The organism is Saccharopolyspora endophytica (assembly GCF_018070075.1).
Classification (GTDB): domain Bacteria; phylum Actinomycetota; class Actinomycetes; order Mycobacteriales; family Pseudonocardiaceae; genus Saccharopolyspora; species Saccharopolyspora endophytica.
This window is the reverse complement of record NZ_JAGPXE010000009.1, coordinates 56,530-75,705: the sequence shown is the minus strand read 5'-3', so window position 1 is coordinate 75,705 and position 19,176 is coordinate 56,530. Positions and strand designations below refer to the sequence as shown.

Annotated in this window: 19 protein-coding genes; 18 read left to right on the top strand and 1 reads right to left on the bottom strand. The window is 72.0% G+C overall.

Going from position 1 to position 19,176, the window contains the following annotated elements; all coding sequences use genetic code 11:
- The first annotated feature begins 31 nt into the window (after positions 1-31).
- Both KBO27_RS20740 and KBO27_RS20735 read left to right on the top strand, forming a co-directional pair.
- Positions 32-871 (top strand): universal stress protein, encoded by an 840-nt coding sequence (locus tag KBO27_RS20740; RefSeq protein WP_210971559.1) that lies wholly within the window; start codon positions 32-34, stop codon positions 869-871.
- Positions 872-936: 65 nt separating this feature from the next.
- Positions 937-2,061, top strand: a complete 1,125-nt coding sequence (locus KBO27_RS20735; protein ID WP_210971558.1) for an NDMA-dependent alcohol dehydrogenase — start codon at positions 937-939, stop codon at positions 2,059-2,061.
- On the opposite strand, the gene mftR is transcribed toward KBO27_RS20735, so the two are convergent.
- The gene (mftR, locus tag KBO27_RS20730) at positions 2,055-2,660 is read right to left on the bottom strand and encodes a mycofactocin system transcriptional regulator MftR (RefSeq protein WP_235876660.1); all 606 of its coding nucleotides are present in this window, start codon (positions 2,658-2,660) and stop codon (positions 2,055-2,057) included. The two genes, KBO27_RS20735 and mftR, sit on opposite strands and share 7 nt — an antisense overlap.
- Positions 2,661-2,742: 82 nt before the next feature.
- Here mftR and mftA point away from each other — a divergent pair, with 82 nt between their 5' ends.
- The 16 genes from mftA (at position 2,743) to KBO27_RS20650 (ending at position 19,087) form a co-directional block, all read left to right on the top strand.
- Positions 2,743-2,847, top strand: coding sequence for a mycofactocin precursor MftA (gene mftA, locus KBO27_RS20725; protein WP_132673720.1), 105 nt, complete (start codon positions 2,743-2,745; stop codon positions 2,845-2,847).
- 2 nt (positions 2,848-2,849) lie between these two features.
- Positions 2,850-3,122 (top strand): mycofactocin biosynthesis chaperone MftB, encoded by a 273-nt coding sequence (gene mftB / locus KBO27_RS20720; protein WP_132673719.1) that lies wholly within the window; start codon positions 2,850-2,852, stop codon positions 3,120-3,122.
- Positions 3,123-3,231: 109 nt separating this feature from the next.
- Entirely contained in the window at positions 3,232-4,419 is a 1,188-nt protein-coding gene (mftC, locus tag KBO27_RS20715; protein WP_210971556.1) for a mycofactocin radical SAM maturase, read from the top strand.
- Positions 4,416-6,374, top strand: coding sequence for an oxidoreductase (locus KBO27_RS34650; protein WP_210971555.1), 1,959 nt, complete (start codon positions 4,416-4,418; stop codon positions 6,372-6,374). Before mftC ends, KBO27_RS34650 begins: the two co-directional genes overlap by 4 nt.
- Entirely contained in the window at positions 6,371-8,314 is a 1,944-nt protein-coding gene (locus KBO27_RS20705) for a mycofactocin system FadH/OYE family oxidoreductase 2 (RefSeq protein WP_210971554.1), read from the top strand. Before KBO27_RS34650 ends, KBO27_RS20705 begins: the two co-directional genes overlap by 4 nt.
- Entirely contained in the window at positions 8,311-9,237 is a 927-nt protein-coding gene (locus tag KBO27_RS20700; protein ID WP_210971553.1) for a mycofactocin-associated electron transfer flavoprotein alpha subunit, read from the top strand. Before KBO27_RS20705 ends, KBO27_RS20700 begins: the two co-directional genes overlap by 4 nt.
- Positions 9,230-10,516, top strand: coding sequence for an FAD-dependent oxidoreductase (locus tag KBO27_RS20695; protein ID WP_210971552.1), 1,287 nt, complete (start codon positions 9,230-9,232; stop codon positions 10,514-10,516). The genes KBO27_RS20700 and KBO27_RS20695 overlap by 8 nt, the downstream gene beginning before the upstream one ends.
- Before the next feature lie 12 nt (positions 10,517-10,528).
- Positions 10,529-10,816 carry a ferredoxin family protein gene (locus KBO27_RS20690; RefSeq protein WP_210971551.1) on the top strand — a complete coding sequence of 96 codons (288 nt, stop codon included), beginning with the start codon at positions 10,529-10,531 and terminating at the stop codon, positions 10,814-10,816.
- A 4-nt stretch (positions 10,817-10,820) separates the two neighbouring features.
- Positions 10,821-11,657, top strand: coding sequence for a mycofactocin-associated electron transfer flavoprotein beta subunit (locus KBO27_RS20685; RefSeq protein WP_210971550.1), 837 nt, complete (start codon positions 10,821-10,823; stop codon positions 11,655-11,657).
- On the top strand, positions 11,654-12,436 hold the full coding sequence (locus KBO27_RS20680) for a mycofactocin-coupled SDR family oxidoreductase (protein ID WP_210971549.1): 783 nt from the start codon (positions 11,654-11,656) through the stop codon (positions 12,434-12,436). The genes KBO27_RS20685 and KBO27_RS20680 overlap by 4 nt, the downstream gene beginning before the upstream one ends.
- On the top strand, positions 12,433-13,776 hold the full coding sequence (mftF, locus tag KBO27_RS20675) for a mycofactocin biosynthesis glycosyltransferase MftF (RefSeq protein ID WP_210971548.1): 1,344 nt from the start codon (positions 12,433-12,435) through the stop codon (positions 13,774-13,776). Before KBO27_RS20680 ends, mftF begins: the two co-directional genes overlap by 4 nt.
- On the top strand, positions 13,773-14,447 hold the full coding sequence (mftE, locus tag KBO27_RS20670) for a mycofactocin biosynthesis peptidyl-dipeptidase MftE (protein ID WP_210971547.1): 675 nt from the start codon (positions 13,773-13,775) through the stop codon (positions 14,445-14,447). The genes mftF and mftE overlap by 4 nt, the downstream gene beginning before the upstream one ends.
- 118 nt (positions 14,448-14,565) lie before the next feature.
- A complete protein-coding gene (locus KBO27_RS20665) occupies positions 14,566-16,668 on the top strand; it encodes a DUF8728 domain-containing protein (protein ID WP_503454124.1) in 2,103 nt (700 codons plus the stop codon).
- 69 nt (positions 16,669-16,737) lie between these two features.
- Positions 16,738-17,256 (top strand): dimethylamine monooxygenase subunit DmmA family protein, encoded by a 519-nt coding sequence (locus KBO27_RS20660; RefSeq protein WP_210971545.1) that lies wholly within the window; start codon positions 16,738-16,740, stop codon positions 17,254-17,256.
- Positions 17,253-18,206, top strand: coding sequence for a heme-dependent oxidative N-demethylase family protein (locus KBO27_RS20655; RefSeq protein ID WP_210971544.1), 954 nt, complete (start codon positions 17,253-17,255; stop codon positions 18,204-18,206). Before KBO27_RS20660 ends, KBO27_RS20655 begins: the two co-directional genes overlap by 4 nt.
- Positions 18,203-19,087, top strand: coding sequence for a PDR/VanB family oxidoreductase (locus KBO27_RS20650; RefSeq protein ID WP_210971543.1), 885 nt, complete (start codon positions 18,203-18,205; stop codon positions 19,085-19,087). The genes KBO27_RS20655 and KBO27_RS20650 overlap by 4 nt, the downstream gene beginning before the upstream one ends.
- Positions 19,088-19,176: the final 89 nt, after the last annotated feature.

The following is a 19,176-nucleotide window of genomic DNA, read 5'->3' as shown; positions in this document are numbered from 1 at the left end:
CCCTGGAACGGGGACGACCGGGGAGGCCGTGATGAACGTCGTGGTGGGAGTCGACGGTTCGGCGGTGGCGCGCAACGCCGCGGCCTGGGCGGCGCGCGAGGCGGCGCGGCGCGGCTGCGGCCTGCGGATCGTCTACGCCGACCCGACCGCACATCCGGGCGAGGAGCACGTGCGCGCGCAGGTCGCCCACTGGCTCGCCGACGCCGCCGAGCGCGTCCGGTCCGACCAGCCCGACGTCGACGTGACCTCCGCGGCGATCCCGGGTCCGCCCGAGCGGGTGCTCGTCGCCGAGTCCGCCGCCGCCGAGCTGCTGGTGGTCGGCGACCGGGGCTTCGGCGGGTTCACCGGCCTGCTGGCGGGTGCGGTCGCGGTCAAGGTCGCCGCGCACGCGCTCGGCTCGGTCGCGGTCGTGCCGGACGTCGGCGACCCGCCCACGTTCCCGACGGCCGGCCCGATCGTGGCCGGTGTGGACGACGCCGAATCCGCCGCGCCGGTGCTCGCGCAGGCCTTCCGGCTGGCCGACACGCTCGGCGAACCGCTGCACGTGGTGCACACCTGGGAGATCGTCGGCATCGACCTGAAGTGGCTGCGCAGCAGGTTGCCGAGCGAGGAGGTCGCGGAGCAGGAGCAGCGCTTCCTCGCCGAGGTCATGGCCGGCTGGCGGGAGCGGTTCCCCGGCGTCGAGGTCGAGCGGATCGTGGGGCGCGGCTCCCCGGTGGCGGCGCTGATCAATCACTCGACCGAGGCGCAACTGGTCGTCGTGGGCGCGCACGGTCGTGGTGGTGTCGCGGGCGCTCACCTGGGCTCGACCAGCCACAAGCTGATCCACCACACACCGGCACCGCTGCTGATCGTTCGATCGCGGCATTGACTTCGGTGTGACCGGGTTCTCATTCTCGGATGCGCATGTTCTTCCGCACTCGACGAGGAGTGGTTATGAAGACGAAGGCCGCGATCCTGCACGAGCCGGGCAAAGACTGGGAAATCGAAGAGATCGAACTGGGCGATCCGATCGAGGGCGAAGTGCAGGTGAGGCTCGCGGCCTCGGGCCTGTGCCACTCGGACGAGCACCTGCGGACCGGCGCCACCCCGATGGCGATCTACCCCGCCGTCGGTGGGCACGAAGGTGCCGGTGTGGTCACCAAGGTGGGTGCCGGGGTCACCGGGATCGAGGAAGGCGACCACGTGGTGCTGACCTTCATCCCCGGCTGCGGCCGGTGTCGCGCGTGCGCGAAGGGGATGCAGAACCTCTGCGACGCAGGCGCGGGCCTGCTGTCCGGAGAGGCGATCTCCGGGGGTCACCGCATCTCCTACCAGGGCAAGCCCGCCGCGCCGATGTGCCTGCTGGGCACCTTCGCGCCGTACGTGACGGTCAACCAGGCGTCGGTGCTCACCATCGAGAAGGACATCCCGCTGGAGAAGGCCGCGCTGCTGGGCTGCGGCGTGTCGACGGGCTGGGGGACGGCCACCGAGATCGGCGAGACGCGCACCGGTGACACCGTGGTCGTCGTGGGCTGCGGTGGCGTCGGCATCAACGCCGTGCAGGGAGCCGCGGCGGCGGGTGCGCGCTACGTCGTGGCCGTGGACCCGGTGGAGTTCAAGCGGACCAAGGCCGAGGAGCTCGGCGCCACGCACTCCTTCGCCTCGATGGCCGAGGCGCACGAAGCGGTCGGGGAGCTGACCTGGGGTCAGCTGGCCGACAGCGTGCTGATCTGCATCGGCGAGACCACCGGTGAGCACCTGCAGCCGGCGTTGTCGATGACCAAGAAGGGCGGTCAGGTCGTGGTCACCGGCATGGGGCGGGCCGATCAGATCGACGCCCAGGTGAGCTTGTTCGAGCTCACCCTGCTGCAGAAGCGGTTGCAGGGCGCGATCTTCGGCGGGGTCAGCCCGCGCACCCAGATCCCGCGACTGCTGGAGCACTACCGCAACGGCACCCTCAAGCTCGACGAGCTGATCACCACCGAGTACAAGCTGGAGGACATCAACACCGGCTACGCCGACATGATGGCCGGCAAGAACCTGCGCGGCCTGATCCGCTACACCGACGCCGACTACTGAGCGGTGTGCGCGAGCGCGAGTTCGCGCATCGCCGCGTCGAGCAGGCCCGAGAGGTCCTGCTCGGGATGATCTAGCCAGTGCTGGTACGCCGACAGCGCCACGCCCAGCGTCGCGTGCGCGATGGTCTGCGGGGTCAGCGCGGTTGACGGCTGGCCGAGGCGGTGGCCGACGTATTCGGCCACCACCTCGCGCCAGGCCTCGAAGCGCAGCGTCGAATGCGCTTGCAGCGCGGGCACTCCCAGGATCAGCCGCATCCGCCTGCGGTGGTCGGGGGCCTTCTCGTCCGGGACCCGGTTGAACTCCACGAGGCAGTGCCGCACCGCGTCCATCAGCGGGAGATCGCCCGGCAGCGCGCGGAACTCGGCGCGCATCCGCTCCAGGCCCGCGTCGAAGTCGCCCCACGGGATGTCGTTCTTCGACGGGAAGTAGTGGAAGAACGTGCGCCGCGCGATGCCGGCGGCGGCCGCGATGTCGGTGACCGTGGTGCGTTCGAAGCCCTGTTCGTCGAAGAGGTCGAAGGCGACCTGCTCCAGTTCCGCTGCGGTGGTGACCTTTCGGCGCCCACCCGTTCGCTGTACTCCAGATGTGTCATGCCGCAACGGATCCCGCTCCACGTCTTGTGAAAATGCACTCGGTGCAAATACCGTGTCGATGGTAGCTCGACACTGTGAGGAGCATCGCATGGCTGACCAGCAGATCGAACAGAGCACCGGAAACGAGCCCGTCGTCGAGGAGGAACTCCTGGTCGAGGAGGTCTCCATCGACGGGATGTGCGGGGTCTACTGATCGTGGCCGCCGCGGAGTTCGACATCAGCCGCGGCTACCGGTTGAATCCGCAGGTCGCGCTGCGCCCCGAACCCTTCGGGGCGCTCGCGTACCACTTCGGCAACCGGAAGCTGTCGTTCCTGAAGGTTCCCGAACTGGTGGAACTGGTCCGCGAGCTCGACGAGCACGCCAGCGTCGAAGAGGCGCTGGCGCGCATTCCCGAGCAGCGCCGCCCGCAGTTCCGCACAGCACTCGCCTCCCTGGCCGCCTCCGACATGATCCGCCCGCAGGAGTGAAGTTCGTCGAGGCGATGCCGGACGAGTCCTGCCCCTGAGCGCTTCGCCGCGTTGAGAAACCCCTGCCACCCAATGTCGACGACGAAGTCCCGTTGGAAGTGAGCCTGCAATGACCACCACAGCACCGGTTCCCGCGCTCGTGGAGCAGTTCAAGGGCGGACTCGACGCCCCGATCTGCCTGACGTGGGAGTGGACCTACGCCTGCAACCTGGCCTGCGAGCACTGCCTGTCCTCCTCCGGGCGGCGCGACCCGAACGAGCTCTCCACCGCAGAGATGAAGGCGGTCATCGACGAGCTGCAACGCATGCAGGTCTTCTACGTCAACGTCGGCGGCGGTGAACCCACCGTGCGCCCGGACTTCTGGGAACTCCTCGACTACGCCATCGACCACCAGGTCGGGGTCAAGTTCTCCACCAACGGGCTGCGCATCGACGCCGAACGCGCACGCCGCCTGGCCGCCACCGACTACGTCGACGTGCAGATCTCCCTCGACGGCGCGACCCGCGAGGTCAACGACGCGGTGCGCGGACCCGGATCGTTCGACATGGCGATGACCGCGCTGCAGAACCTCTCCGACGCGGGCATGCGCGATTTCAAGATCTCGGTCGTGATGACCAGCCAGAACGTCGACCAGCTCGACGACTTCAAGGTCATCGCCGACCGGTTCGGCGCGCAGCTGCGCATCACCCGGCTGCGGCCGTCCGGACGCGGCGCCGACGTGTGGGACGAGCTGCACCCCACCGACGCGCAGCAGCGGCAGATCTACGACTGGCTGGTCGCCCGCGGCGACCAGGTGCTCACCGGTGACTCGTTCTTCCACCTCAACGCGCTGGGATCGACCCCGCTGCCGGGGCTGAACCTGTGCGGCGCGGGCCGCGTGGTGTGCCTGATCGACCCGGTCGGTGACGTCTACGCGTGCCCGTTCGCCATCCACGACGTGTTCAAGGGCGGAAACGTCCGCGAGGAAGGCGGTTTCGCCCGCGTGTGGCGGGAATCGGAGCTGTTCAACGACCTCCGGCAACCGCAGTCGGCGGGGGCGTGCGCGTCGTGCTCGCACTACGACGCCTGCCAGGGCGGCTGCATGGCGGCGAAGTTCTTCACCGGGCTCCCGCTCGACGGGCCCGACCCCGAGTGCGTGCAGGGGCACGGGCGGTCCGCGCTGTCCATCGTGGACAAGAACGAGCTGCCCAAGGCGACGCAGGACCACTCGCGCTCCTCGCGGCGCAAGGTCGGGCTCGGCATGCCCGCCGTCCCCGCGAAGCCGTGCGACTCGTCTCCGCTGGTGAGCGGGTTGTGAGGCTCGTCGACCCGGTCCTGCTCGGCCGGAGCACGGCACCGTCTCGGGTCCTGTTCGGACCGCACGAGACCAACCTCGGTCGTGATCGGGACATCTCGGACCGGCACGTCGGCTACTACGCGGCGCGCGCCGCCGGTGGAGCCGGTGTGCTGGTCACCGAGATCGCGAGCGCGCACGACTCGGACTGGCCCTACGAACGCGCTCCGCTGGCCTCGCGCTGCGGGCCGGGCTGGGCCGCCGTGGCCGAGGCGTGCCGTCCGCACGGGACAGTCGTGCTCGCCGGGCTCGGGCACTCCGGGTCGCAGGGTTCCTCGGCGTTCTCGCAGTCCGTGCTGTGGGCACCCTCGCGGGTGCCCGACGTCGCCAGCCGCGAGATGCCCGTGGAGCTGGAGCAGGCCGAGATCGATGCGCTGGTGGCGAGTTTCGCCTCGGCGGCGCGCGAGGCGATGCGCAGCGGGCTGCACGGGGTCGAGCTCAACGCCGGGCAGTTCTCGCTGCTGCGGCAGTTCCTGTCCGGGCTGACCAACCAGCGCACCGACGACTACGGCACCGACCGCACCCGCTTGCTGCGCGAGGTCCTCGCCGCCGTGCGCGAGTCGGTCGGGGAGGGCGTGGTCGGACTGCGGCTGTCCTGCGACGAGCTCGCGCCGTGGGCCGGCATCACGCCGGAGGCCGCGGTCGGCGTCGTCGAGTCCGTCCGCGACGCGGTCGACTACCTGGCGGTCGTCCGGGGCTCAGCGATGGGCACCTCGGCCACCCGCCCCGACCTGCACACCGAGCCGGGCTTCAACATCGACCTCTGCACGGGGATCCGCGTTGCCGCCGGGGGAACCCCGGTCGTGCTGCAAGGCAGCGTCGTCGACCCCGAGCAGGCCCAGCGAGCCCTCGACGACGGCGTGGCGGACCTGGTCGAGATGACCCGGGCGCAGATCGCCGATCCCGACCTCGTCACCGAGGTCCGCGCCGGCGCGACGGTCCGCCCCTGCGTGCTGTGCAACCAGAAGTGCAACGTCCGCGACAACCGCAACCCCATCGTCACCTGCATCGTCAACCCCTCAGCCGGCCACGAGACCGACGATCCCCAGACCCCCACCAAAACCCACCCCCAGATTTCCACTGAAGTCGGTGGTCTGATTTCTAGTGAAATCCGTTGTGGGGGTACTGGTGGAGGTCGGGTCGGTTCGGGGGTGGGGCGGGAGTCCGTGCTGGTGGTCGGGGGTGGGCCTGCGGGGTTGGAGGCCGCTCGGGTATTGGCCCTGCGGGGTCGCAGCGTGGAGGTCGTCGAGCGCGAGGACCGGGTGGGCGGGATGGTGCGGGTTGCGGCCGAGGTCGCCGGTCGGGGGCGTGTGGCGCGGCTCGTCGAGTGGTTGGAGGCGGAGGTGCGGCGGCTCGGTGTCCGGGTGCGGCTCGGGGTCGAGGCCGGACCGGAGGACGTGACCGGTCGCGAGGTCGTGGTGGCGACCGGGTCCGTGCCGGGGCCCTGGGGTTTCAAGGTCGACGGGGGCGTGGTGCTCGACGTGGTCGAGGCGCTCAGCGGTGAGACGCCCGAGGGGCCGGTGGTGGTGCACGATCCCGTCGGGGACTTCGTCGGCGTCGGCGTGGCCGAACTGCTGGCGGGCCGGGGCGTGGAGACCGCGATCGTGACGCAGGACCAGGTCGTGGGCACGCAGCTCGCGCTCACCGGAGACCTCGCCGACGCCAACGCGCGCCTGCAGTGGGCCGGGGTGTCGTTGGAGAAGCGGTCCCGGCTGCGCGAGGTGCGGGCCGATCACGTCGTCCTGGAGGACGTCCACACCGCCGAAACCCGCCAGCGCCCGGCCGCCACCGTCGTCCACTGCGGACACCGGCTGCCGGACCAGCGGCTCGACGGCGTGCGGATCGGCGACTGCGTCGCACCCCGCACCGTGCACGAGGCGATCCTGGAAGGCCGTCGAGCGGCGGGAGGTCTGCGATGACCCGCTACCTGTTCTCCCCGCTGCGGCTGGGGCCGGTGACGGTGCCCAACCGCATCGTGTTCTCCGCGCACCTGACCAACTACGCGCGCGACGGTCACCCCACCGAGCAGCACGCCGCCTACTACGCGGCGCGCGCCGAGGGCGGTGCCGGTCTGGTGATCACCGAGGAGCACTCGACCCACCCCACCGACTGGCCGTACGAGAAGCTCATCCACGGCTTCGACCCGTCGGTGATCTCCGGGTACCGCCGCATCACCGAGGCCGTGCACGCCCACGGCACGCCGATCTTCGCGCAGCTCAACCACAACGGCGGGCAGGCGTCGTCGATGTACTCGCGGCTGCCGGTGTGGGCGCCCTCGGCGGTGCCCGACCCGATGTTCCGCGAAGTGCCCAAGGCCATCGACACCCGCGAGATCGCCGAGGTCGTCGCCGGGTACGGCACCGTGGCCGCGAACTGCGCCGAAGGCGGGTTCGACGGCGTGGAGCTGCAGTGCTCGCACTCGTCGATCGTGCGCGGATTCCTGTCCCCGGCCACCAACAAGCGCACCGACGACTACGGCGGATCGCTGGCCAACCGGGCCCGCATCCTGCTGGAGATCATCGACGCGGTCCGCGAATCGCTCGGCCCCGACCGGGCGCTGGGCGTGCGGATCTGCGGCGACGAGCTGATCGAGGGCGGCACCACCATCGACGAGGCCGTCGAGGTCGCCAAGATGGTCGAGGCCACCGGCGAGGTCGACTACATCAACACCTCGATCGGCGTGGCCACCTCGACGCTGTACATGATCGAGGCGTCGATGGCGATCCCGCCGGGGTACGCGCTGTTCATCTCCAACGCCATCCGCCAGGCCGTGGACCTGCCGGTCGTCGGCGTCGGCCGCATCAAGGACCCGCTGCAGGCCGAACGGGCGCTGGAGGAGGGCCACTGCGACCTGGTGGGCGTGGTGCGCGGCCAGATCGCCGACGCGGACTTCGCGGCCAAGGCCCGGTCGGGGCACGCCACCGACATCCGGACCTGCCTGTCCTGCAACCAGGAGTGCGTCGGCCGGATGGGCCTCAACCGCTGGCTCGGCTGCATCGAGAACCCGCGCACCGGAAAGGAATCGATCGCGCTGCCGATGCCGCGCAGGCGCAGCCGCGTGCTGGTCGTCGGGGGCGGACCGGCCGGTTTGCAGGCCGCATCCACGGCCGCCGAACGCGGCCACCACGTGACGCTCTTCGAGCGAGAGGCCGAGACGGGCGGGCAGGTCGCGCAGGCGGCGAGCGTTCCGGGACGGGCCGAATTCCTCGACGTGGTGCGGAACCTGCGCGCCGAGTGCCAGCGCCACGGCGTGGACATCAAGACCGGGACCGAGGCCACCGCGCGGCTGCTCCGCGAGGAGCGCCCGGATGCGGTCGTGCTGGCCACCGGAGCCAGACCGCAATCGCCTTGGTGGGCGGGCGATCTGGCGCGCGTGGTCGACGTCCGCGACGTGCTCGCAGGCGACGCCGCGCCCGAGGGCGACGTGCTGATCGTCGACGAGCTCGGCTTCCACCAGGCCGCCTCGGTCGCCGAACTGCTGGCCGACCGGGGGTGCCGAGTGCAGATCAGCACCCCGGGCATGGTCGTCTGCCAGGACCTCGGCGTCACGCTGGACATGGAGACCTTCACCATCCGCGCGCACGCCAAGGGGATCGGGCAGCGCACCGATGAGGTCGTCATGGCCGCGTCCGCCGATGGCGAGCGGGTGTCGCTGCAGATCCTCAAGCACACCACCGGTGAGATGGGCGAGCACACCGTCGACTGGGTGGTGTGCGCGGTGCACCAGAGCCCGGTCGACGAGTTGTGGCACGAGCTGCGCGACGCGCCGTTCCCGGTGCACCGCGCGGGCGACTGCCTGGCACCGCGTCGCGCGCACGCCGCGGTGATCGAGGGACATCGAGTGGCGGTGGAGCTGTGAACGCGCTGCCCGAGGTGCTGGCCGTGGTCGTCGTCCGCGACGGCGCGCTGCCGGGCGGGGCCGACGAGACCGTCGCCGAGACGGGGGGAGCGGTGCTGCTCGCCGGCACCGGAACCGCCCGCGCCGCCAAGGAGCTCCGCACCGCCCGCAGCACGTGGACCGTCGAATCCGCGCAGGTCGGGCCCGGTTCGCTGGCCGCGACGCTGGGGCCGCTGCTCGACGGCGTGCGGATCGTGCTGCTGCCCGCCTCGCCCGACGGGCGCGACCTCGCGCCCCGGCTGGCGTTCGGCACCGGCAGGACGCTGCACGCCGGAGCGATCCGCTGCGGCACCGACACCGCCGATCTGTCCCGAGCGGACGACTCCCTGGAGATCCGGGTCCGCTTCACCGGGCCCGTGGTGGTGACGCTGACCCCCGGAGTGCGCGGCATCGGCCGCCCGATCGAGCCGCCGGAGCCCGTGACCGTCGACGTCACGCCCGCTGAGGTGCTCGACGCCGAACCGGTCGAGGTCCGCGCACCCGAACCGGAGACCGTCGAGCTCACCGAAGCCGACCGCATCCTCGGCGGCGGAGCCGGTCTGGTGCGGCGAGGCGAGGACGGCACCGCCGTGATGCGGACGCTGACCGAGGTCGCCGCGTGGCTCGGCGCCTCCGCCGGAGCGACCCGCGTGGTCACCGACGCCGGCTGGGCCGGGCACGACCGGCAGATCGGCACCACCGGCGTCGTCGTCGACCCCAAGCTCTACATCGCCCTCGGCATCTCCGGCGCCGCGCAGCACACCGGTGGCCTGGGACGACCCGAGCACGTGGTCAGCATCAACACCGACCCGTCCTGCCCGATGACCGCGATGGCCGACCTCGGCATCATCGCCGACGCCCCCGAAGTCCTGCGCGAACTCGACCGCCGGAGACGAGATGCCTGAAGTCGACGCCGTCGTGGTCGGCGCCGGTCCCGCCGGATCGGCCGCCGCACTGGAACTCGCCCGAGCCGGGCGCAGCGTCATCCTGCTCGAACGCGGGCCGTTCCCCGGATCCAAGAACGTCTACGGCGGCGTCGTCTACGGCCGGGTGCTCGACGAGGTGCTGCCCGAGTGGTGGCGCGAAGTGCCGGTGCAGCGCTGGGTGACCCGCCGCAGCACCATGATGCTCACCGGTCACCAGGCGCTCACCGTCGACTTCCGCACCGAGGACTGGGGCAGCGCCCCCTACAACGGCATGACGACCTTCCGCGCCGACTTCGACTCGTGGCTGGCGGGCAAGGCCGTCGACGCCGGAGCGCGGCTGGTCACCTCCACCGTGGCCACCGACGTGATCCGCGAGGACGGCCGGATCGTCGGGGTGCGCACCGACCGCCCCGACGGCGACATCCGGGCGCGCGTGGTCATCGCCGCCGACGGCGTCAACTCGTTCCTCGCCAAGCAGGCCGGACTGCTGCCCCGGACCGATCCGGAGCACCAGACGCTCGGCGTCAAGGAAACACTGGCGCTGCCGCGGAAATCCATCGAGGAGCGCTTCGCGCTCACCGGCGACCACGGCGCGGACTTCGAGATCCTCGGCTGCACAGGGGGCATCCCCGGCGGCGGGTTCCTCTACACCAACCGCGACACCGTCAGCGTCGGCGTCGTCCTCTCGCTCACCGGGCTCGCCGCCTCGGGCAGGCGGCCGGAGGAGGTGCTCGCCGACCTCAAGGCGCACCCGGCGATCGCCCCCTACCTGCGCGGCGCGGAGCTCAAGGAGTACTCCGCGCACCTCATCCCGGAAGGCGGGTACCGGAGCATGCCGCCGCTGTCCGCGCCGGGGATGCTCGTGACCGGGGATGCCGCCGCGATGTGCCTGGCGGCCGGGATCTGGCTGGAGGGCGTCAACTTCGCCATCGGATCCGGTCTCGCCGCCGGGCGTACCGCAGCCGAGTCCGTCGAGAACGGTGGCGGGCTCGACGGCTACCGCGAACGCCTCAAGGGCAACTTCGTGCTCGCCGACCACGAGCGGCTGCAACGCGCGCCCGGCCTGGTGCTGTCGGACCGGGTGCAGCAGCAGTACCCGAAACTGCTGTGCGACTTCGCCCAGGGCGTGTTCACCGTCAGCAACCCGACACCGAAACCCGGCCTGGGCGCGCTGTTCCGCTCCACCGCCGCCCGTCACGGCGTCCGCCTGCGGAAGCTGGCCGCGGACGCCTGGACCGGACTGCGCACCTTCGGCTGAGGAGAAGCGACCATGTACCGAGGCATCTCGTTCGAGGACCGGATGGACACCGTGGACTTCGACGTCGGCGAGCGGGCGCACATCACCGTCGACACCGACATCTGCCGGTCCTGCACCACCCAGGCGTGCGTGTCCGCCTGCCCTGCGAAGCTGTTCGTGCCCACCGGTGACGGCGGCATCCTGTTCAACTACGAGCAGTGCTTCGAGTGCGGCACGTGCTACCAGATCTGCAACAACGCCGGAGCCATCAGCTGGACCTACCCCGACGGCGGTCACGGCGTCGTGTTCCGGGAGGGCTGAGGACATGCGCATCGCCGTGGCACTGAGCCGATCCTGGCAGCGGGTCGAGGTCGACCCGCTCACCGGCGCCCTGGGCTCCGGGCACCGGGGCGAGAGCGCGGCCGAACACGCCGCGCTGGAACACGCGCTGCGCCTCGCCGAGCTCACCGGCGGGCAGGTCCACGCCATCACCGCCGGTCCTGCGGAAGCGGAGGAGGGGCTGCGCGAGGCGCTGGCGGCCGGAGCGGACCGCGCCACCCGCGTCGACCTCGACACACCGCTGGACCCGAATTCCCTGGCGCACAACGGAGCCACCGCCGCAGCCCTGGTCGCCGCCCTGCCGGAGACGCCCGACCTGGTGCTCTGCGGCGATCGGTCCACCGACGGCGGAACCGGCGCCACCCCGGCGTTGCTCGCCGCGCACCTGGGTGCCGCCCAGGCGCTCGGTGCCGTCGACCTCGAACTCGACGGCGACCGGCTGCTGGCCCACCGACGTCTCGACCGGGGCGCCCGCGAGATCCTGCGCCTGCCCAGTCCCGCCGTGGTCTCCGTCGAAGGCGGGCTGCGGCTTCGCCGCGCCGCGCTGCCCGCCGTGCTGGCCGCGCAGGACGCCGAGATCGAACTCCTGCCGTGGACCGCGGCTCCCGCCCGCGCCGACGTCGTCAGCGCCCGGCCCCGGCGCCCGCGAGCCCGCGAACACCCCGCACCCAGCGGGGACAGCGCTCACCACCGGGTGCTGGAGCTGACCGGAGCGCTGGTCGAGCGCACCCCGCCGACCGTCGTCGGCCCGCTGAGCGCGGCCGAAGCCGCCGACGAGCTGCTGGCCTACCTGCGGCGCCGTGGATACGGGGTGCGGCCGTGAACCGGGTCGCGATCGTCACCGGAGCCGCCAGGGGAGTGGGGGCCGCGGTCGTGCGGCAACTCGCCGATCAGGGCTGGCGGGTCGTCGCGCTCGACGTGTGCGCCGACCTGCCCGGCGTGGCCTACCCGCTCGGCACCCGCGATGAGCTGCGCCGACTTGCCGACGAGCACCCGGAGTCGGTGCGCGAGGTGGTCGCCGACGTCCGCGACGCCGCCGCGCTGACCGAAGCCGTCCAGGTCGCCGAGGCCGAGTTCGGCGGGCTCGACGCCGCCGTCGCCGCGGCGGCGGTGATGGCCGGTGGATCGCCGCTGTGGGAGACCACCGACATCGAGCTGGACCTGCTCTTCGACATCGACGTCCGGGGCGTGTCCAACCTCGCCCGCGCCGCGGTCCCGGCGATGCTGCGCCGCCCCGAACCCCGCGCCGGGCGGTTCGTCGCGCTGGCCTCGGCCGCCGCGCACCGGGGCCTCTACCACCTGGCCGGGTACAACGCGGCCAAGCACGCGGTGGTCGGGCTGATCCGCGGATTGGCCACCGACCTGCGCGGAACCGGCATCAACGCCACCGCGGTGTCGCCCGGCTCGACACGCACCGACATGCTCACCGCCACCGCCACCTACTACGACCTCGACGACGTGGAGCAGTTCGCCGGGCACCAGGTCGTCGAACGACTGCTGGAACCCGAGGAGGTCGCCGCCGCCGTGTGCTGGCTCTGCGACGAACGCGCCTCGGCGATCACCGGCACCGTCGTCCACGCGGACGGAGGCTTCACGACGTGAGACTGGTGGCCGATCCGAGCCTGCAGCGCTGGGATGACGGGCGGACCGTCGCGGGCGGGTCCCCGTACCGCATCATGCGGCTGACCGCGCGCGGCGGCGCACTCCTCGACGACTGGCTCGCGGGAAAACCCGTGACCGGTGGGAGATCGCTGGCGGACCGGCTCGTCCGCACGGGTCTGGTGCACCCCGAGCACGACGCGGCGAACCTGGGGCCCGATGACGTCACGGTCGTCATCCCCGTCCGCGGCGAGAAACCCACCGCGCTGCTCGCGGCGCTGGAGGGCCTGCGCGTCATCGTCGTCGACGACGGCTCCCCGACGCCGATCCCCGGCGCCACCGTCCGCCACGACACCGCACGCGGCCCGGCCGCGGCCCGCAACGCCGGCTGGCGGCTGGTCACGACGCCGCTGGTGGCCTTCCTCGACGCCGACACCCTCCCGCGGGCCGGCTGGCTGGACCCGCTGCTGCGCCACTTCGCAGCACCCGAGGTGGCCGCGGTGGCGCCGAGAGTGCGCAGCGTTGCGGGTGGTTCGGCGCTGGAGCGCTACGAGCGGACCCGCTCACCGCTGGACCTCGGCGCTCGACCCGGACCCGTGCTGCCCGGCAGCCGCATCAGCTACGTCCCCACCGCCGCGCTGCTGATGCGCACCGAAACCCTCGCCGAACTAGGGGGTTTCGACGAGACCATGCGCTTCGGCGAGGACGTCGACCTCGTGTGGCGGCTCACCGCCCGACACCAGGCCCGCTACGAACCCGCCGCGATCGTCGAACACGCCCCGCGTCCCAGCTGGCCCGCCCTGCTGCGGCAGCGCTACGGCTACGGTTGCTCGGCCGGGCCGCTCGGACGGCGCCACGGCGAGCACGTCGCACCCGTGCGGATCTCACTGTGGAGCGTGCTGACCTGGCTGCTCATCGGCCTCGGTCGACCCAGGCTCGCGCTGGCCGTCACCGGTGCGGCGGCCGTCCTGCTCGCCCGCAAGCTCGGCGCGCTCGGCATCCCCGCTAATGAGTCGATCAAGCTCGCCGCGCACGGGAACCTGGGTGCGGCGAGGCTTCTCGGCGACGCCATCGGGCGGTCCTGGGCGCCGCTGGCGATCCCGCCGCTGCTGCTCACCCGGCGCGGACGCGTCGTGCTGGCCCTCGTCGCCGCTCGCCACCTCGCCGAGAAGGGCGAGCTCGACCCGATCCGGCACACCCTCGCCCGCCTCGCCGACGACGCCGCCTACGGCTGCGGCGTGCTGCGCGGGGCGCTGCGCGAGCGCAGCACGATCGCGCTGCGGCCGGTGCTCACCGACCGGGGCGGGCGCAGCAGCGTGCCGGTCAACGGGGACTCGGCGTGAACCTCGGCGAGAGCACCTGGCCCGAGCTGCGCGAACCCCGGCTGCTGGCCGTCCCCGTCGGCGCCACCGAGCAGCACGGCCCGCACCTGCCGTGCACGGTGGACACCGACATCGCCGTCGCGCTGTGCGATCGCCTCGCCGAGCAGCGGCCCGTCGTGGTCGCGCCCGCCGTGGCCTACGGCTCCAGCGGGGAGCACGCCGCGTTCCCCGGCACCCTGTCCATCGGGCAGGCCGCCACCGAACTGCTGCTCACCGAGCTCGGCCGCTCGGCCGACGCCTTCGCCGGGGTGGTGCTCGTCTCCTGCCACGGCGGCAACGCCGCTGCGGTGCGCAACGCGGTGCGCACGCTGCGTTCCGAAGGCCGCCGGGTGCTGGCCTGGTCGCCGACCGGACCGGCCGACGACAGCCACGCCGGACGCACCGAAACCTCCGCGATGCTCGCCCTCCGGCCGCACACCGTCCACCGGGAACGGGCCGAACCCGGCAACACCGAACCGCTGCACGAGCTGATCGGCCGGCTTCGCGAGGGTGGCACCGCCGCGGTCAGCGACAACGGCGTCCTCGGCGACCCGCGCGGCGCCAGCGGATCCGAAGGCCGCCGAATCCTGCGCGCCTGGGCGGAAAGCCTCGTCGCCGCCGTCGACACCTGGACGTCGAGCACCGAGCGCTGAGCGGACCGGATGTCCCCGTGAATCGGGCCAAAACGCCCATCTATAGTCGATCACGCGGGCCCGCCGACCGGTGCGCAGGGCGCGAAACACTTTCCTGGAAGGACCCGTTGGGTTGAGCGTGACGAACGACCTCGTCGAACCTGAGTTATCCGAGCCGACACGACGGGGGAACATCCCCGCGCCGCGGTGGCGCGCGGACCGGACCGCCCTGTGGGCGGTGCCGCTGCTGGCGCTGCTGGCCGGGTTGAGCTTCGTGCTGGTGAACGTCCACTACAACGGCGGCCACTACATCCCGCCGCTGGACGACACCTACATCCACCTCCAGTACGGCAAGCAGATCGGGCAGGGCGAGTTCCTGCGGTACAACGACGGCGACCCGATCAGCACCGGCGCCAGCAGCCTGCTCTACGTGGTGGTGCTGGGCGCGCTGCACTTCCTCGGGATGCACGGCGGACTGCTGATGCCCGCCGCCGTCCTGTTCGGCGTGGTCTGCCACGCGCTCACCGCCGGTGGCGTGGTGCTGCTGGGCCGACGCGTCGCCGGACCCGTCGCGGGGGTGTGGGCGGGCGTGCTCGTCGCGCTCAGCGGGCCGCTGCTGTGGGGGGCCTCCAGCGGCATGGAGGTCTCGATCACCTCGTTGCTGCTGGTCGCGACGCTGCTGATGCTGGTCCGCGAGGCGCCGAGCGGGACCTTCCGGTTCACCCCGGTGCTGGTGTCGCTGGCCGCGCTGTGCCGGCTGGAAGCCCTGGTGTTCCTGCTGCTGGTGCCGCCGCTGATGATGGCCCTCAGCGCGCGACGCGGCCGGAACCTCGCCACCCGGATCGCCTCGGTCGCCTGGTGCGCGCTGCCGTTCGCCGTGATCGCCGCGCAGCTGCTGTTCTACCTGGTCACCACCGGGCACTCCTCGCCGAACGGCTCGCAGGCCAAGTCGCACATGAGCATGCCGAACCTGAGCCTCGGCGAGCTCGCGGGCAAGACCGCCGACAACTTCTCGGCGTTCATGGAGATCCTCGCCGGGCTCAACCGGCAGGACTTCGCCTTCCCCGGCGCGCTGCTGCTGGCCGCGCTCGGCGTGGCCGTGCTGGTCCGTGACGGCGGGACGCGGCGGTGGGTCGGCTGGACGATCGGCATCGGAACGCTGCTGGCGCTCGGCGCGATCTCCACGATGGGAACCGCGCTGTGGCAGCAGGTCCGCTACCTGCAGCCGTTCCTGCCGCTGTTCGTGCTCGCCGCCGTCATCGGCTTGGTCGAGGTCGGCAAGCGGCTGCGGCTGGGCGACAAGGCCCCGGTGGCGCTGCTGGCGGTGGCCGGGCTGTTCACAGCCCTGTCGGTGCCGACCTGGGTGCACAACGTCGTGCAGGACTCCGGTGGCATCCGGGAGCGCGTCGTCGCCCTGGCCGCCTGGACCAAGGGCAACCTGCCGGAGGGCGCGCGGCTGGGCGTGCACGACGTCGGCGCCGCCGCCTACCTGGGCGGACACCCGACGGTGGACCTCGTGGGACTGACGACCAACGGCCTCGCCAAGCCCGCGCTGCACGGCATGGGCGCGCTCTACGAGGAACTGCGCGCGATGTCGCCCGACGACCGCCCCGACTACATCGCCATCTACGACCGCATGCCCAACGGTGTGCAGCTGGAACACCTCGCCGACGCCGGCGTCCTGGGAGCGCCTGTGCTCTCGCTGCCGGTGATGACGGTGTACAAGGCCGACTGGAGCCTGATCGACACCGGTGACGTGCCGATGCGGCCGTTCCGCGGCACCATCCGCGACCACGTCAACGTCGGGTCGATGACCTCGGAGGCCGACCACGACCACGAGGTGCACACCTCGCGAGCGGGCTTCCAGCCGCTCACCGAGGCCCGCACGCTCGAAACCGGTGGACGCGAGGTCGTCGACAGCGCCAGGCACATCGTCGGCGAGGAGGAGTTCACGCTGCGCAACCTGGTCCCCGGCGAGGAGGTCCGGCTCATCGCCCGGCACGACTCCGCCGGTCCCAAGCCCGGCTTGTACACCGGAGCGCGGGACGTGCGGGTGCTGGTCGACGGTACCGACCTCGGCAAGCACTGGCTCAAGCCGGAGACGAAGGGCTGGTCGGAAACCGTCATCACGATCCCGGCGCACCTGGTGACCAGCAGCGAGCTGACCGTCCGCCTGGCCGCGCTGACCTCGTTCGGCCCGTCCCCGGACTACAAGTCGTTCGGGTACTGGGCCGTGCAGTGATGCCGTGACCTGGGCCGGGCGTAATTGACACCCGCGCCCGGCCTTTGTGTACTCGGGGGAGGGGGTGCGATGACCGACGAGCGGATGGCGGCCGGTGCGCGCACCAGCCTGCCCGCGTGGCCGGAGCGGGTCGAGGTCGACCCGTCGGGCCGGTGCTTCGCGGTCCTCGGGATCGGCGACGAGGCGCGGGAGATCACCCGCGGCTGGGTCCGCTCGATCGACCGTCCAGTGTGGACGTCGCGGGCGGACGACGTCGCGTCCGCCGCCGAAGCCCTGGCCGCGCAGCTGCGGGAGGCGCGGGTCGGGTGGCGATTGATGCTGGCCGGACCCGAAGCCGACGTGCTGGCGCTGCGCTCGCAGGCGCTCTCGGCCGGTGCCGTGGACGAGGAGATCCGCTGCCAGGTCACCAGCCGGGAGCGGGTGGTGGTGCACTGCGCGCACTGCGCCGCCGACACCGAGGTGACGGCGTCGGCGGGGGAGCGCACGGCCTGCGGCGGGTGCGGTCAGCTGCTGCACATCTACTCCCACGTGTCCCGGTTCCGCGGTTCGTACCTGGGTTTTCGCGCCGACGTGGAGGCGTTCCGGTGATCCTGCCAGCACGAGTCCGGCGGTTCCCGTGGCCGCTGGAGGGCGACCGCTACCGCTACAGCGTCAACGTCGAACCCGCGCCCCGCGTCCACCGGACGGCGGCCGGCGAGTGGGGTGGCGCGGTCCTGGACTTCAACGAGGCCTACGAGCCCGAACTCGCCGAGCGCGCGGCGATCCTCGCCCGCGACCCGGGTCGGCACGTGGAGCTCGGGCACATGCGGGCGGCGTCCTGGGACGCGCTGCTGCACGTGCTCTCCGAAGCCGCCGCCACCGACCCGGCGATGGCGCTGAACTCCTGCGGTGACCGCGCATTCCACTGGGAGAACGCGAGACTCGGTGTTGCGCGGCGGTTCCGCTTCGGCGACGAGGACTCGCTGGGCGAGCCGCCGCTGCGGTTCGCGGCCTCCCAGGTGCCCGACGACATCGTGCTGCTCGACGAGCGCGAGGGACGGCTGTTCGCCGATGCCGGGGTGGTGACCTTCGCGTCGAACTGGTCGATCCGGTTCGTGCTCGGGATGTCGTTCACCGAACTGCACGGCCCCGTTCCGCGGGACTTCGCCGACGGCGCGATCCCGCGAGCCGAGCGGTTCCTGCTCGGCACGCAGCCGGGCGATTGCTACCGGCGGCTGAACTGGAGCTCGACCGTCGGACACCGGCTGGACGCCTCGCTGGAGACCTACGACGAGTGGGGCGCCGAGCGCGGCCGGCTGTCCGACATCGGCGACGACCTGCACCTGCGGGTGGAGGTCCAGCACCTGATCCGGCTGCCGATGTCGGGTTCGATCATGTTCCTGATCCGCACCCACCTGCTTCCGATGCGGGAGCTGGTGCTGGTCCCGGCCTGGCGCGAGCAGTTCGCGGCCGTGCTCGCCGAACTGCCCGACGAGATGGCCGACTACAAGGGCTACGGCGAGATCCGTCCCGAGCTGCTCGCGTGGTTGCGCCGATGAACCGGCTCACCGTCGCCGACACCCGGAGCATCGCCGACGGCGTGCGTCGGATCCGGCTGGTGGGCGAGCTGCGTTCGTACACGCCCGGCAGTCACCTCGACGTGCTGTGCGGCGCCGACGAGCGGGGGCGGCCGCGCTGGAACTCCTACTCGCTCACCGGCGACGGGTTCCGGCCGGAGCACTACGAGATCTCGGTCCGCCTCGGCTCCGGTGGTTCGCGCTGGATGCACCGGCTGCGTCCGGGGGACGTCGTCGAAACCGAGCATCCCCGGAGCGGTTTCGCGCCGGTGCACACCGCCCGCCACCACCTGCTCGTCGCCGCCGGGATCGGCATCACGCCGATCCTCTCGCACTTCCGAGCCGCCCAGGCCTGGCAGCGCTCCGTCGAGGTGCACTACGTCTCCCGCGACGCCGCCCACGCCGACGACCTGCACGGCCACATCAGCGGGTCGCGGGACGAGTTCTGGCGCACCCTCGACCTCACCGACCAGCCCCTGGGCACGCACCTCTACGTCTGCGGCCCGAAGCCGTTCATGGACGAGGTCACGACCCGGGCCCGCGGCGCCGGCTGGCCACCCACCCGCATCCACGTGGAGCACTTCGGAGCCTCCCCGGCCACCGGCGAACCCTTCACCGCCCACCTGCGCCGCACCGGCACGACCCTCCAGGTCGGGGAGGGCGAAACCCTCCTGGAGGCACTGCGATCAGCGGACATCGACGTCCCGAACCGCTGCCGCAAGGGCGTCTGCGGAGAATGCGTCACCCCCTACACCGCGGGCGACCCCGTCCACGGCGACCTCTACCTGCAGCCCTCCGAACACCCCACCCACATCACACCCTGCGTCTCCAGAGCCCGAACGAACCTCACCCTCGACCTGTAACGAGAACCCCAAGACGTCGAAGGCTCCCTCCACGACCCCAACCGGCAACGTCCCCCAACGCCCAGTCCCGCCTCAAACCCGCCCCACCA

What these genes read in the sequence shown, in the direction of transcription:
- KBO27_RS20740 (WP_210971559.1), top strand. Translation starts at nt 32, where the DNA reads ATGAACGTCGTGGTGGGAGTCGACGGTTCGGCGGTGGCGCGCAACGCC.
- KBO27_RS20735 (WP_210971558.1), top strand. Translation starts at nt 937, where the DNA reads ATGAAGACGAAGGCCGCGATCCTGCACGAGCCGGGCAAAGACTGGGAA.
- mftA (WP_132673720.1), top strand. Translation starts at nt 2,743, where the DNA reads ATGGCTGACCAGCAGATCGAACAGAGCACCGGAAACGAGCCCGTCGTC.
- mftC (WP_210971556.1), top strand. Translation starts at nt 3,232, where the DNA reads ATGACCACCACAGCACCGGTTCCCGCGCTCGTGGAGCAGTTCAAGGGC.
- KBO27_RS20705 (WP_210971554.1), top strand. Translation starts at nt 6,371, where the DNA reads ATGACCCGCTACCTGTTCTCCCCGCTGCGGCTGGGGCCGGTGACGGTG.
- KBO27_RS20695 (WP_210971552.1), top strand. Translation starts at nt 9,230, where the DNA reads ATGCCTGAAGTCGACGCCGTCGTGGTCGGCGCCGGTCCCGCCGGATCG.
- KBO27_RS20690 (WP_210971551.1), top strand. Translation starts at nt 10,529, where the DNA reads ATGTACCGAGGCATCTCGTTCGAGGACCGGATGGACACCGTGGACTTC.
- KBO27_RS20685 (WP_210971550.1), top strand. Translation starts at nt 10,821, where the DNA reads ATGCGCATCGCCGTGGCACTGAGCCGATCCTGGCAGCGGGTCGAGGTC.
- KBO27_RS20660 (WP_210971545.1), top strand. Translation starts at nt 16,738, where the DNA reads ATGACCGACGAGCGGATGGCGGCCGGTGCGCGCACCAGCCTGCCCGCG.
- KBO27_RS20650 (WP_210971543.1), top strand. Translation starts at nt 18,203, where the DNA reads ATGAACCGGCTCACCGTCGCCGACACCCGGAGCATCGCCGACGGCGTG.